This is a genomic window from Buchnera aphidicola (Floraphis choui) (assembly GCA_039830045.1).
Classification (GTDB): Bacteria; Pseudomonadota; Gammaproteobacteria; order Enterobacterales; family Enterobacteriaceae; genus Buchnera_B; species Buchnera_B aphidicola_AX.
On sequence record CP140044.1, the window covers coordinates 324,246 to 338,075 of the forward strand.

13 protein-coding genes are annotated in these 13,830 nt (G+C 23.8%); 5 read left to right on the forward strand and 8 right to left on the reverse strand.

Annotation, left to right across the window (positions count from 1 at the left end):
• Positions 1-63: 63 nt before the first annotated feature.
• Entirely contained in the window at positions 64-558 is a 495-nt protein-coding gene (locus tag UAT33_01435) for an OmpA family protein (GenBank protein ID XBC43611.1), read from the reverse strand.
• A 666-nt stretch (positions 559-1,224) separates the two neighbouring features.
• On the opposite strand from UAT33_01435, the gene gpmA reads away from it, so the two are divergent.
• The 3 genes from gpmA to UAT33_01450 all read left to right on the forward strand — a co-directional run bounded on the left by gpmA (position 1,225) and on the right by UAT33_01450 (position 3,951).
• On the forward strand, positions 1,225-1,917 hold the full coding sequence (gpmA, locus tag UAT33_01440) for a 2,3-diphosphoglycerate-dependent phosphoglycerate mutase (protein ID XBC43612.1): 693 nt from the start codon (positions 1,225-1,227) through the stop codon (positions 1,915-1,917).
• A 170-nt stretch (positions 1,918-2,087) separates the two neighbouring features.
• Positions 2,088-3,050 carry a 6-phosphofructokinase gene (pfkA, locus tag UAT33_01445; protein ID XBC43613.1) on the forward strand — a complete coding sequence of 321 codons (963 nt, stop codon included), beginning with the start codon at positions 2,088-2,090 and terminating at the stop codon, positions 3,048-3,050.
• Positions 3,051-3,141: 91 nt separating this feature from the next.
• Entirely contained in the window at positions 3,142-3,951 is an 810-nt protein-coding gene (locus UAT33_01450) for an aquaporin (protein XBC43614.1), read from the forward strand.
• 11 nt (positions 3,952-3,962) lie between these two features.
• Here UAT33_01450 and tpiA read toward each other — a convergent pair whose 3' ends face one another.
• The 7 genes from tpiA to lolA form a co-directional block, all read right to left on the reverse strand.
• Positions 3,963-4,727, reverse strand: coding sequence for a triose-phosphate isomerase (gene tpiA / locus UAT33_01455; GenBank protein ID XBC43615.1), 765 nt, complete (start codon positions 4,725-4,727; stop codon positions 3,963-3,965).
• 252 nt (positions 4,728-4,979) lie between these two features.
• Positions 4,980-6,665, reverse strand: coding sequence for a 30S ribosomal protein S1 (gene rpsA, locus UAT33_01460; GenBank protein ID XBC43616.1), 1,686 nt, complete (start codon positions 6,663-6,665; stop codon positions 4,980-4,982).
• A gap of 909 nt (positions 6,666-7,574) precedes the next feature.
• Complete coding sequence (gene aroA / locus UAT33_01465; protein ID XBC43617.1) at positions 7,575-8,858, reverse strand: 3-phosphoshikimate 1-carboxyvinyltransferase; 1,284 nt, start codon at positions 8,856-8,858, stop codon at positions 7,575-7,577.
• An 80-nt stretch (positions 8,859-8,938) separates the two neighbouring features.
• Positions 8,939-10,033: a 3-phosphoserine/phosphohydroxythreonine transaminase gene (serC, locus tag UAT33_01470; GenBank protein ID XBC43618.1), complete on the reverse strand. Its 1,095-nt coding sequence runs from the start codon at positions 10,031-10,033 to the stop codon at positions 8,939-8,941.
• A gap of 99 nt (positions 10,034-10,132) precedes the next feature.
• The gene (serS, locus tag UAT33_01475) at positions 10,133-11,425 is read right to left on the reverse strand and encodes a serine--tRNA ligase (GenBank protein XBC43619.1); all 1,293 of its coding nucleotides are present in this window, start codon (positions 11,423-11,425) and stop codon (positions 10,133-10,135) included.
• A gap of 143 nt (positions 11,426-11,568) precedes the next feature.
• Positions 11,569-11,727, reverse strand: coding sequence for a hypothetical protein (locus UAT33_01480; GenBank protein XBC43620.1), 159 nt, complete (start codon positions 11,725-11,727; stop codon positions 11,569-11,571).
• Positions 11,728-11,769: 42 nt separating this feature from the next.
• A complete protein-coding gene (lolA, locus tag UAT33_01485; protein ID XBC43621.1) occupies positions 11,770-12,168 on the reverse strand; it encodes an outer membrane lipoprotein chaperone LolA in 399 nt (132 codons plus the stop codon).
• Between the two features lie 242 nt (positions 12,169-12,410).
• Here lolA and trxB point away from each other — a divergent pair, with 242 nt between their 5' ends.
• A complete protein-coding gene (gene trxB / locus UAT33_01490; protein XBC43622.1) occupies positions 12,411-13,394 on the forward strand; it encodes a thioredoxin-disulfide reductase in 984 nt (327 codons plus the stop codon).
• 75 nt (positions 13,395-13,469) lie between these two features.
• Positions 13,470-13,688 (forward strand): translation initiation factor IF-1, encoded by a 219-nt coding sequence (gene infA, locus UAT33_01495; protein XBC43623.1) that lies wholly within the window; start codon positions 13,470-13,472, stop codon positions 13,686-13,688.
• Positions 13,689-13,830: the final 142 nt, after the last annotated feature.

The window sequence follows — 13,830 nt, forward strand, 5'->3', positions numbered from 1 at the left end:
TTAAGTATAAAAATCTTTTGGTGCTATGATAAATCTTAGCACCAATATTATACTACATTATAACTAATATACTACAATTGCTCGTCGATTTTTTGAATAAATATCTTCTTTATCACCAATTTCAGCTGGCTTGTCTGAACCATAAGATATTATAGAAATTTGTTTAGATGGTATTCCTTTACTTTCCAAGTACAACTTTACCGATTCAGCACGGCGTTTACCTAGTTCAATGTTATATTTTTCTGATCCTCTTTTATCTGTATGTCCCTCAATAATAATATTAATATTAGGATTATTATATAAAAATTTAGCAATTTTATTTAATATTTTAGAAAATTTTGCGTTAATAATAGACTTATTAAAATTAAAATAAATAGTATTATCTTTTTTTAATTCGTCTATTTGTTTAGGAGTATCTACATTAACTGGAATATCTATACTTGAACTATTTTGATCAGAAATAACTTTTTCCAATGTATCTTTTTGAAAGCTACATGAATACATTGCTATCATTGGAAAAATAATGGTAATAATTTTTAATATTTTATTTAATTTCATTCATAATTCCTATAATTTAACTTTTTAAAATGTCATTATTTTGTAATTTTATATTTTACATCTAAATATTTAATATTAGTATAATAAAATAAATATTTTTAAAAGTATTATGATATAACATTCAATATTAACATTAATTGTAAATAATAGTTATTATATTAACAGTAAAACAGTAGTAGAAAAAATAATATGCTCTTTATTTATTAAATTAAAATTGTTCCAAATTTAATTAATGTATTATAGATTTCGTATATAAAATAAATTTTATTTTTTAGTTATACTATGTTTATTTATATAAATATATTGAATTTAAATGTTCAATATATTTATATAAATAATAATACTTTTTTCTATTTTTTAAAAGTTATCTTTTAATAATTAAAAGAGAAATAAGAAATTTTCGAACTAGTATGTAACAAATAATTTAATTTTAAATAAATATAAAATATTAATAGATCAAACAAGATGCAACTATGTTTATATAGCAAATATATATAAATTTTAAAAATATATTAAAAGTTTTAAATTCATTACTAAAAATAAAAAATTATTTCAAAAACATAAGAGCTATTTTATAATGTAAAACTAATAAAATATTTTTTCTTAAATATTTTAAAAATAAAACAGAAATTAACCAAAACATACAATTTATAAGGTTATAATATTATGACAATACATAAATTAGTTTTAATGAGACATGGTGAAAGTGAGTGGAATAAATTAAATAAATTTACTGGATGGATAGACATAGATCTATCTGAAACAGGTATTATTGAAGCAATAAAGTGTGCTAAATTATTAAAATTAAAAGGATTTAGTTTTAATTATGCATATGCTTCTATTCTAAAAAGATCCATACATACTTTATGGACTATAATAAGACATTTAAATCAATCTTGGATTCCAGTAAAAAAATCTTGGCATTTAAATGAACGTCATTATGGAGCATTACAAGGATTAAACAAAAATGATGTAATTAAAAAGTATGGAGAACTACAAGTTCAGCAATGGAGAAGAGGGTTTAATATTTCTCCTCCAAAAATAAGCTCATCAGAAAGAAAAATTTTAACTTTAGATCCTAAATATTCCACTGTTAATCCTGATAAAATTCCATTTTCTGAAAGTTTAAAATCTACTTCTAAGAGAGTTATCCCTTTTTGGAAAACAGTTATTTTCCCCAATTTAAAAGAAAAAAATAAAATTATTATTGTAGCTCATGGAAATTCTCTTCGTGCTTTAATGAAATATTTAAGCAATATGAGCGATGAAGATATTATGAATTTAGATATTGTTACTGGAACTCCTATAGTATATGAATTTAATAATTATTTTGAACCTATAAAGTATTACTACTTATAATTTTTTATAATTAATTGTCATAAAGCGCATATCAAAACTATATCTTTAATAATAAGTTAAAAATTTTTGTAAACATTTATATGCTAATTACAGAATATTTATTATTCAATATTATTCAGATTTTATGTATTGATATGTATACTTATAAAGTGATTATTTTAGAGAACTACATGATTAAAAAAATTGGTGTACTAACTAGTGGAGGTGATTCTCCGGGAATGAATGCAGCAATTAGAGGAGTAGTAAGAACTGCATTGAGTAAAAATTTAGAAATATTTGGAATATACGATGGGTATCTTGGACTTTATGAAAATAGAATGATTACTTTAGACAGATATAGTGTTTCTGATATAATTAATAGAGGAGGTACTTTTCTCGGATCTGCTCGTTTTCCTGATTTTTTAAAAAAGGACATACGATTAGTAGCTATTCAAAATATGAAAAAACGTAACATAGACGTTTTAGTCGTCATTGGTGGAGATGGTTCATATATAGGTGCAAAAAAGTTAACAGAAATGGGATTTCCTTGTATTAGTATACCTGGAACCATAGATAATGATGTAGCAGGAACTGATTATACAATAGGATATTTTACAGCGTTAGAAACAGTAGTAGAAGCAATTGATAGATTAAGAGACACATCTTCTTCTCATCAAAGAATTTCTATAGTAGAAGTTATGGGGCGAAACTGTGGAGATTTAACATTAGCTGCAGCTATAGCGGGGGGATGTGAATTTATAGTATTACCTGAAATTAATTATATAGAAGAAGAATTGATAAAAGAAATAAAAGCTGGAATAAAAAAAGGTAAAAAACATGCAATAGTAGCTATTACTGAATATATTTGTGATGTTGAAAAGTTAGCAAAACATATTCAACGTGAAACTAAAAGGGAAACACGAGCAACAATTTTAGGTCATATACAAAGAGGAGGAGCACCAGTAGTATTTGATCGGATTTTAGCTTCTAGAATGGGAGAATATGCTGTAGAACTATTATTACAAGGATACCAAGGTCGATGTATTGGAATTAGAAATGAAAAAATGGTAAATCATGATATTACCGATGCTCTTAAAAATATGAAAAGACCGTTTAAATTTGACTGGTTAATTACTGCAAAAAAATTATATTAATGATGCTAATTACAATTTATAATATATATCTTTTAATTTTCAATATAATCAAATTAATTTTTATTTAATCCTATACCAAAGGAATTTTAAAATGAGTAATGTAAAAAAAAGAATTATATTACTATTTCAATGCATTTCTGAATTACTTGGTACAGGATTAATAGCATTTTTTAGTTCAAGTTACACAGCATATTCAAAATTAATATATAACTTTGACAATGTATTAGGATTTAGTTTTATATTAGGTTTGAGCACTTGTATAGCAATATATATTAGTTTATCTATGTCCGAAGCGCATTTAAATCCAATCGTAACTTTATCATTTTTTTTACTTTCTAAATTTAATCATAAAAAAGTAATACCTTATATTATATCTCAAATATTTGGATCTTTTTTTTCTTCAGTTATAACTTATAAACTATATTACGACTTATTGACAAATTTTGAAAAACATAATAGAATTTTAAGAGGCAGTTTAGAAAGTCTTAATTTAGCTTCTATTTTTTCTTTTTTTCCAAACAAAAATTTAGATGTACTAGAAATATTTTTATTAGAAATATTTGTTACTTTTATATTTATATTTATAATTATTATTTTAAATGATAATGAAAAACTGTTTTCTTTTAAAATTGCTACTTATTCTCCAATATTAATTGGTATATTAATATTTTTAATAAATATTATTATTTCTCCATTAACTAATTTTACATTAAATCCTGCACATGATATTGGATCACACATATTCATTTATTTATCAGGATGGGAAAAGATAGCGTTTACAAGAGGGGAAAGTGTGATTTACTTTGTCATACCTATATTAGGAACAATTTTAGGCTCCATTATGTCTGTTTACTTTTATAAATATATTAAAATTAAGTTTTATAGACATAAAATAAAATAAAAAGATAAATATTATTTTTCAAAAGATAAAATATTTAATATTTTAAAAAAATTATCAAAATCTAATGAAGCCGATCCTATTAAAAACCCATCAATTTCAACTATTTTACATAAATCTTTAATATTTGTCTGATTTACAGATCCTCCATATTGGATATAAAATAATTTCTTATTTGTAGCTTGTCTTTTTAAAATGTAGTTTTTTATGAAATTACATATATCCTCTATAAAATTAAGAGATGGAATTTTTCCTGATCCAATAGCCCAAATTGGTTCATAAGCTATTATTGTATTGAAAAACGCTTGTTCTCCTAATGAATCAAAAATAGTATCTATTTGATGTTGACATATTTGTTTAGTCATACCAGAATTATAATCGTTTTCTGTTTCTCCAATACATAGTATTGGGATCAATTGAAAATCTTTAACTATTTTAAACTTTTTTGCAACTATAATATTATTTTCTTTATGATGCAATCTTCTTTCAGAATGCCCAATGATAACATATTTTACATTAACATCATTTAACATGCTAACTGAAATTTCTCCGGTAAATGCCCCATTTAAATGTAGATCAACATTTTGCGCTCCTATCATAATTTTTGTATTCATGACGATTTTATACGCTGGGTATAAATATACAAAAGGAGGTACAATAATTAACTTTATTAAAATTTTTTTTTCACGTACAAAATTAGTTATGGGTTTTAATAAGTTATGGAGTAATTTTATACTTCCATTTAGTTTCCAATTAGCTACAATAATTTTTTTTTGCATTGTTAAATCTCAAAAATTTTACTAAGTTACTAATTTAGAGTTATAGGTTAGTAACTTAGTATTGAATTTCATAATTATTTTATTTCAATAATGTTTCATTATAATTAAAATTAATTGATGTTATAATTCCAATATATATCATTTTAAAATTAATATACCTAATTATACACTATCCTATATTGATATTCACGCAAAATAATTTTATTGTCATATTTACTATTTTATAGTATTTAGAATTATAAAGTATTTTTATTAATCTACGTTTTTAGCAGCTTTAAAAGCTTCAGTCATAGCATTTGAAAAATTTTTTCCGTCTTTTTTTTTGTCTTGATTTTCAATATATTCTTTTTTTTCTGAACATTCTGATAATATAGCAGATAAATATATTATTTTGTTCTTTCTATCCACGCTGTTTAATTTTACATCTATTTTTTTTTCAGGAAAAAAATATGATGTAAGTAATGAATTATCAGTAGTATATATATATGGAAGTTCTGAAATTTTAATGTATCCTTTAATACACTTAGACAACTCAATAGTAATAATTTTGTCATCTATTTTTTTAACAGTTCCTGAAACGATACTACCTTTTTTATAATTTAAAATATATTGATTAAATGGATCTTCTTTTAATTGTTTAATTCCTAAAGATATACGTTCTCTTTCAGAATCAACTTGTAAAACTATAGCTGAAATTTCATCACCTTTTTTATATTTTTTAACTGCTTCTTCACCTGATGAAACCCAAGATATATCTGACAAATGAACTAATCCATCAATTCCACCATGTAATCCAATAAAAATTCCAAAATCAGTAACAGATTTTATTCTTCCCTGGACACATGTTCCTTTATTATTTTTTTTCGAAAATTCTTTCCATGGATTAATTTTACATTGTTTTAATCCTAAAGAAATTCGTCTTTTTTCTTCATCAATATCTAATACCATTACTTCTACTATGGAATCAATATTTACTACTTTAGATGGATGAATGTTCTTATTAGTCCAATCCATTTCTGAAACATGAACTAAGCCTTCTACACCTTCTTCAATTTCTACAAAACACCCATAATCGGTTAAATTAGTTACTTTTCCAGTTATTCTTGTTCCCTCGGGATATCTTTCTGCGATTTTTGTCCATGGGTCATCTCCTAATTGTTTTAATCCTAGTGATACTCTTGTTTTGTCTCGGTCAAATTTTAATATTTTTACTTTAATTTCATCACCTATATTTACAATTTCGCTAGGATGTTTTACTCTTTTCCATGCCATATCAGTAATATGTAATAATCCATCTACTCCTCCTAAATCTACAAATGCTCCGTAATCGGTAAGATTTTTAACTATTCCTATTGATTCCATACCTTCTTGTAACGTAGAAAGTAATAAATTTCGTTCTACATTGTTTTCTGATTCAATAACGGCACGGCGAGATACAACTACATTATTACGTTTTTGATCTAATTTAATAACTTTAAATTCTAATTCTTTTCCTTCTAAATGACTAGAGTCTCGAATAGGACGAACATCTACTAAAGAACCAGGTAAGAATGCTCGAATATCATTTAATTCTACAGTAAATCCTCCTTTTACTTTTCCATTAATTGTTCCAAGTACCGTTTTGGAATCTTTGTAAGCTTTTTCTAATATTAACCATGCTTCATGACGCTTAGCTTTTTCACGTGATAGTAAAGTTTCACCAAATCCATCTTCAATGGCATCTAAAGCAACGTCAATTGTATCTCCTATTTTTACTTCTATATCTCCTTTAATATTTTTAAATTGTTCTATTGGAATAGTTGATTCAGATTTTAACCCGGCGTCAACTAACACAGTATCTTTATTAATGTCAATAACAATACCATGAATAATTGATCCAGGTTTAGTTTCAATTTTTTTTAAAGATTCTTCAAATAATTGAGAAAACGATTCAGTCATATCAATAATCTTACAGTATTGTTAAAACACCTATTTTCTTACGTCATGTAAAATAGTGTTTATTTTATAAATCCTATAATATTCTTTATTATAGATTGTATTTAGACATTTAATATTTCATTAATTATTCTAAATTTAATCAAGTAGTATACGTAAACATACTAATCAACTGTTTTAACATGCATATAATTTTGAGTTTATTATAATGATGCTTTTAAAAAATTAAAAATGATAATATTTATTTAAATTAATATCTCGTTTTATAATTCAGTAGAATTTATTGAAACTAATTTAAATTTTGTTTTTTAAAGTGTAACAAATATCGTCATATTCTAATTTTTAAATTAAATTTTAGAAATGTTAATATAAATACAAAAAATTATAGTTCTTATATTTATTTTGTTAGTTACTAAACTTAATAAGTTATAACAAAGTTATAAGTTTTAATAAAAATTTTTAATATATACATATGATCTCTTAAAAGTAATATTATTTATTGCTTTTATTTTTAGTATTATGTTAAATATTATAAATAAAGTTATTTTTTAAATCATTTTACTTAAAGAGGTATTAAAGAAATTTTAATATTAGTAAAATAAATTTCTTCTAAAAAATTTATTATTTAAAACGTTAATATCAAAATTTTTATGTTAATTTTAATTATATAATATTATAATTTAACATTTCAAAGTTCTTTTTTATAATTAACACTTTTCTTATTTTATTAATAATAAAACACGTTTTTATAAAATTTTAGTATAAAATTTATACTTTAATACTATTTATAATACTTTTAAATTTATATTACGTACAGATTATAAATAAATTTGTAGTTAAATTTATTATAGTATTTAGATTATATTTGTATACGTTATAAATGTTAATGTTTTAAAAAATTGAAATAAAATATCAAAAACTAATGGAATCTAGTTCATCAAAATAATTTGGAAACGTTTTATTAACACAACTTGGATTAAATAATGTTACTTTAGTATTGTCAGATAATGCTACTAAAGAAAAACACATAGCTATTCGATGATCGTTATAAGTGTTAATATTAGCATGAAAAAATTTTTTTGGTGGAGAAATATGAATATAATCGTTGCCTTCTTGTACTGTAGCTCCTACTTTTCTTAATTCTTTAGACATTGCTGATAATCGATCAGTTTCTTTTACTCTCCAGTTGTAAATATTTCGAATGATAGTATCTCCAATAGAAAATAATGCCACTATAGCAATAGTCATAGCAGCATCAGGAATATGATTCATATCTAAATCAATACCGCGTAATGTTCCTCTTCGGCAACAAATAAAGTTTCGTCCAAAAGTAATGAATGCACCCATTTTTTTAAGCACTTTTGAAAATGCAACATCTCCTTGAATACTATTTAAACCAATACCTGTAACACATACTGATCCTCCTTTAATTGCAGCTGAAGCAAGAAAATATGAAGCGGAAGATGCATCTCCTTCTATTAAATAATTGCCTGGAGATCGATATCTTTGACGTCCTCGAATATAAAAGGAAGTATAAGAATTATTTACAATATTTACTCCAAATTGACTAATTAATTTAAGTGTTATATCTATATAAGGTCTAGATACTAAATTCCCTTCTATTATAATTGTAGAATTTAAAGCAGCGAGAGGAGATGCAATTAGTAAAGCTGTTAAAAATTGACTAGAAATAGATCCATTAACAATTATATTTCCTCCAGAAAATCCTCCTTTAATATGTATTGGGGGGTATCCTTCTTTCTTAAAATATTGAATATTTGCACCTCCTTGCTGTAAAGAATGAACTAAATGTTTTATAGGTCTTTCTTGCATTCTATTATCCCCTGTAAGTAATATATTATTATTACTTAAAGATAATGCTGCAGTTAAAAACCTCATAGCAGTGCCTGCATTGCCTAAAAATAATGAAATTTCTTTATTTATGTATAATGGTTTAGATATTCCTTGAATTTTACATATAGAATTATTTTTAGATAAAACAAAATTTACTCCAAAAATTTTTAATGCATTTAGCATGTATTTAGTATCATCACTAAATAACAAATTATACAAATTAGTAGTTCCTTGTGACATAGCTGATAATAATAATACTCGATTAGAAATACTCTTTGATCCTGGCAAGCGTATTACTCCATCAACAAATGCAATCGAATTTAATGTTAAAAAATCTTGCATTATTAATCTCTTTATAAAAAATTATTTTATTAATTTAGATATATGATAACACTTTAAATAATTTTAAAAATATATTTTAGCTATCCGTATTTTTTTTCAAAATTTTTCATAAATTGTATTAATTTTATTACACCTTCTATTGGCATAGAATTATAAATAGAAGCACGAAACCCCCCAATAATACTATGTCCATTTAAGCAATGTAAGCCAAAATTATAAGATTTCTCTAAAAACAAAGAATAGAGATCATAATTTGTAATATTAAATATAACATTCATAAAAGAACGATTATAATTAATTATATTATTAATATAAAAATCAGTACTATCTATCATTTTATATAATAAATTTGCTTTTTTTTCATTAAATTTTTGTACTTCTATTAATCCTCCTAGTTTTTTTATCCATTTTAAAACTAAATTAGACACATATAAAGAAAATGTTGAAGGTGTGTTAAACATTGAATTATTTTCAGATAATATTTTATAATTTAAAATAGAAGGACATATATTTTTTGCTTTTTCTAACAAGTCACTACGTATAATTACTATAGTTACTCCAGAAGGACCTATATTTTTTTGCGCACTAGCATAAATCATACCATATCGTTTAACATCTATAACTCGAGAGAAAAGAGTTGATGAAAAATCGCCTACTATAATAGTTTCATTACTGAAATTAGGTTCTTCATAAATAGCTATTCCTTCAATTGTTTCATTAGGACAATAGTGAAGATATGCACTATTAGTATGTATTTTCCAATCACTCATAGGCAATATACAATGATGATTACTTAATATTTTTCGTACATTAATAATATTAGGAGTACAATATTTTTTACTTTCTAATGCTGCACTATATGACCAATATCCGCTGTTAATGTAATCTGCATATACATCATTTCCTAGTAAGTTTATAGGTATAGCAGAAAATTGTCCTCTTGCCCCACCATGACAAAACAATACTTTGTAATATTCAGGAACATTTAATAAGCTACGCAAATTAAATTCTAATTGTTCTAACACTGATATAAATTCTTTGCTTCGATGACTAATCTCTATTATAGATTTTCCAGAATTTTTCCAATTGCACAATTCTGATTGTGCTATTTTTAATACTTCTTTTGGCAACATAGCCGGGCCTGCGCTAAAATTATAAATTATATTTTTATCCATATATTAACCTAATAATAATTAGATCTTAATTGTTTAATTATGATTAAATATTTCTGAAATTAATTAAAATAATTCAATTTATTATTATAAACAACTTTTCTACAAGAATTTTAATCCTTTCATATAATTGGTTTGTAATACTTTAGGTACCTTAATTCGGCCATCAGATTGTTGATAATTTTCTAAAATTGCAGCTAGTGTTCTACCAATAGCCAGTCCTGATCCATTTATAGTATGCACAAAATAACTTTTATTATTAGTTTTAGATCGAAATTTTGCATAAATACGACGTGCTTGAAAATCTAACATATTAGAACAGGAAGACACTTCTCGATAGGAATTTTGTGATGGAAGCCATACTTCTAAATCATAAGTTTTTGTTGATGAAAAACTTGTGTCCCCCGCACATAATAATACTTTACGATATGGTAATTCTAATAAATCTAAAATTTTTTCTGCATGAGAAGTTAATTCTTCTAATTTTTCCATAGAGTTACTAGGATGAGTAATTTGAACAATTTCGACTTTATCAAATTGATGTAATCTAATTAACCCTCTTGTATCACGTCCATATGAAGAAGATTCTGAACGAAAACAAGGTGTATTAGCTACTAACATTATTGGCAATTTTTTTTCTTCTAATATACAATTTTTAAATAAATTAGTTAATGGAACTTCTGCGGTTGGTATTAATACATAATTACTATTTTTTTTTTGATTAGGAAGCGATTGAGTATAAAATAAATCCATACTAAATTTTGGTAATTGTCCTGTTCCATATAAACTGTTTTTAGATACTAAATAAGGAACATAAGTTTCTAGATATTTATGTATTTTAGTATGTATATCTAACATAAATTGTCCTAACGAACGATGTAATAAAGCAACACGCCCTTTCATAACAACAAAACGAGATCCAGATATTTTAGCTGATGATATCCAATCAAAACCGTCTAGTTGATTGCCTAATTCCACATGATCTTTAACTTTAAAAGAAAAATTATTTGTTGTTCCATAACGATTTATTTCTTTATTATTTTCATTATTAAATCCATTTGGAATAGAATCGTCAGGAATGTTAGGAATATTGGCTAGAAATACATTAATTTCTTCTAATAATGATTTCAATTCTTTTTTAACATGTAATAATTCTGTAATAATCTTATGCGCTTTAATTTTAGAATTTATACAATTTTGATGAGTTTTATTTTTGTCTCTTATAATATTAGAAATAATATTATGTTGTGATTGAAGGTTTTCACTTTGTGTTTGTAACAACTTTCTCTTTTTCTCTAAAGAAAAAAATTTTTTTACATCTAATGTAAATCCTTTTCTCTCTAATTTTTGTGAAATAGTATTAATATCACTACGCAGTAGTTTAATGTTTAACATATTTGAATTAATTTTATATTATATCAAGAAATTACGTTAAATTTTGATAATAAATTAACAATAAAAATATTTAAAGTATTAAAAACTTATACTTTAATTAATATTAAATATTATATATTCATATCACCTTTGGTTGTTTACAGTTAAACTAGAATAGATTTAAAAACAAATTGATCATTTTTAAATCTTCTAAAGTTCTGATTATAAGAAATAATAACATTTTTAATTCCGGTTCTTTCAATAAATTCAATTTTTCTAATAATGCCATTATTACTAATACAAATTTTGTAATATTTAGTCATATCTATATTAAATTTTAAAAATAGTTGAAAACAATCTTTTTTTTAAAATATTGTAATTTTTAAAAAATATTTATTTGTATTAGTAAATAGCATAAAAGGAGCATCTTTAAATATGTCCTTAGCAAAAAAAATACTTACTTGATGTATTAGTGAATCATAAAACCATATTGTTTTTAAATTAGAAATAATTTTAACTTGATCAGGGTTAATTAAATGCCAATTAAACCATCTAAGTTTCTTCATTTGAACTTCTCCTTTACCAGATTGAATAACTATACCTGTTTCATCAATAGTTTTTTGTTTAAGAAATGAAGAAAAATTATATAATTTAGAAATTCTATTTTCAAATGTTATATTTTTTGCTAATACATAGCTTATTTGTATATAATTTAAAAGCAGTAAAAGAAAAAATTTACAAATTTTACTTATTATTCTATACATCATTTAATCCTAATAATTTGTTATACTACTAACATATAGTATAAAATAGATTACTTATAAATGTACGTTTATCAAAATCTTTACATTAAAAAATTTTAATATATCATTATATATTAATAACGAAATTTAATGTTTTATAATCTATAAAATTATACTAAAGTTTACTCTTATTAATTTTATTAATTATTTTATATGTTAAAATACCTAATAAAATTTATTTTAAATATAAAATTGTTAATAAAATGCCAATAAATAAAGATACTATTCAACATCAAAAACTAATTATTATTGGGTCTGGGCCAGCTGGGTATACTGCAGCTATTTATGCGTCTAGAGCAAATCTTTACCCCACGTTATTTACTGGAGCTTATCCAGGTGGGCAATTAATTAATACAAATTCTATTGAAAATTGGCCTGGAAACCCTCAAATTATAACAGGAATAGAGTTAATGAATAAAATGCATGATCATGCAAAATTATTTAATACTACTATTATTTACGAAGAAATTACTCAAGTACAATTTGATAAAAGTCCATTTTTGCTAATAAGTGAATCTAATAAAAAGTATACTTCTGATGCAGTAATTATTGCTACAGGGGCTTCAGCAAAATCTCTAAACTTATCTTCAGAAGAAAAGTTTAAAGGAAGGGGTGTATCAACATGTGCTGTTTGCGATGGGTATTTTTATAAAGATAAAGTTGTTGCTGTAATTGGAGGAGGAAATTCTGCAATAGAAGAAGCATTATATTTATCTAATATAGCAAAAGTAGTACACTTAATTCATCGAAGACATTATTTTAGTGCTGAGAAAATATTAGTATCACGATTAATAAAAAAAGAAAAATATAAAAATATTATATTACATAAAAATAGTGTAGTACATGATATTATAGGTAATGAACAAGGAGTAACTGGAATAAATGTTATTGTTAAAAAAGATATACAGAAAAAAAATTATTTAATAGATGTATCTGGAGTATTTATAGCAATCGGATATAATCCAAATACAAAAATTTTTTTAAATCAAATTTCTATGAAAAATAATTACATCATTGTAAAATCAGGAGTACATGGTAATTATACCCAGACTAACATACCAGGAATTTTTGCAGCAGGAGATGTAATAGATCATATTTATAAGCAAGCAATTACTGCTTCGTCTAGTGGTTGCATGGCTGCTCTAGATGCAGAAAAATATCTTGATACATTAAAAAGTTTTACTTAATTTTTTAATAATATTAAAGTTTTAGAATAGTAAATTTAATTTTATAACAATATATTATATTTGTTGGATGAATAAATGACTAAAGAAGATAACATTGAAATGCAAGGCATAGTTATTGATACTTTACCCAATACTACGTTTCGCGTTGAATTAGAAAACAAACATATTGTAACTGCTCACATTTCAGGAAAAATGCGAAAAAATTATATCCGAATTCTTACAGGAGATAAGGTTACATTAGAGCTAACTCCTTATGATTTAAGTAAGGGGAGAATTATATTCAGAAGTAGATAGTATTTATATATAAATATATATTTTAAGCATATTATTTTATTATAAGTAATATTTCCTTAATTTTATTAATAATTAAATGAAAAAAGATAAAATCTTTAATTCAATTAATAAATATTATATTTAGGAGTTAAAAAAAGCTTAG

Bases quoted from the DNA above. Each gene is read 5' to 3' on its own strand.
- lolA (XBC43621.1), bottom strand. From the start codon at position 12,168: ATGTATAGAATAATAAGTAAAATTTGTAAATTTTTTCTTTTACTGCTT.
- serC (XBC43618.1), bottom strand. From the start codon at position 10,033: ATGGATAAAAATATAATTTATAATTTTAGCGCAGGCCCGGCTATGTTG.
- infA (XBC43623.1), top strand. From the start codon at position 13,470: ATGACTAAAGAAGATAACATTGAAATGCAAGGCATAGTTATTGATACT.
- trxB (XBC43622.1), top strand. From the start codon at position 12,411: ATGCCAATAAATAAAGATACTATTCAACATCAAAAACTAATTATTATT.
- gpmA (XBC43612.1), top strand. From the start codon at position 1,225: ATGACAATACATAAATTAGTTTTAATGAGACATGGTGAAAGTGAGTGG.
- UAT33_01480 (XBC43620.1), bottom strand. From the start codon at position 11,727: ATGACTAAATATTACAAAATTTGTATTAGTAATAATGGCATTATTAGA.
- rpsA (XBC43616.1), bottom strand. From the start codon at position 6,665: ATGACTGAATCGTTTTCTCAATTATTTGAAGAATCTTTAAAAAAAATT.
- pfkA (XBC43613.1), top strand. From the start codon at position 2,088: ATGATTAAAAAAATTGGTGTACTAACTAGTGGAGGTGATTCTCCGGGA.
- UAT33_01435 (XBC43611.1), bottom strand. From the start codon at position 558: ATGAAATTAAATAAAATATTAAAAATTATTACCATTATTTTTCCAATG.
- UAT33_01450 (XBC43614.1), top strand. From the start codon at position 3,142: ATGAGTAATGTAAAAAAAAGAATTATATTACTATTTCAATGCATTTCT.
- aroA (XBC43617.1), bottom strand. From the start codon at position 8,858: ATGCAAGATTTTTTAACATTAAATTCGATTGCATTTGTTGATGGAGTA.
- serS (XBC43619.1), bottom strand. From the start codon at position 11,425: ATGTTAAACATTAAACTACTGCGTAGTGATATTAATACTATTTCACAA.
- tpiA (XBC43615.1), bottom strand. From the start codon at position 4,727: ATGCAAAAAAAAATTATTGTAGCTAATTGGAAACTAAATGGAAGTATA.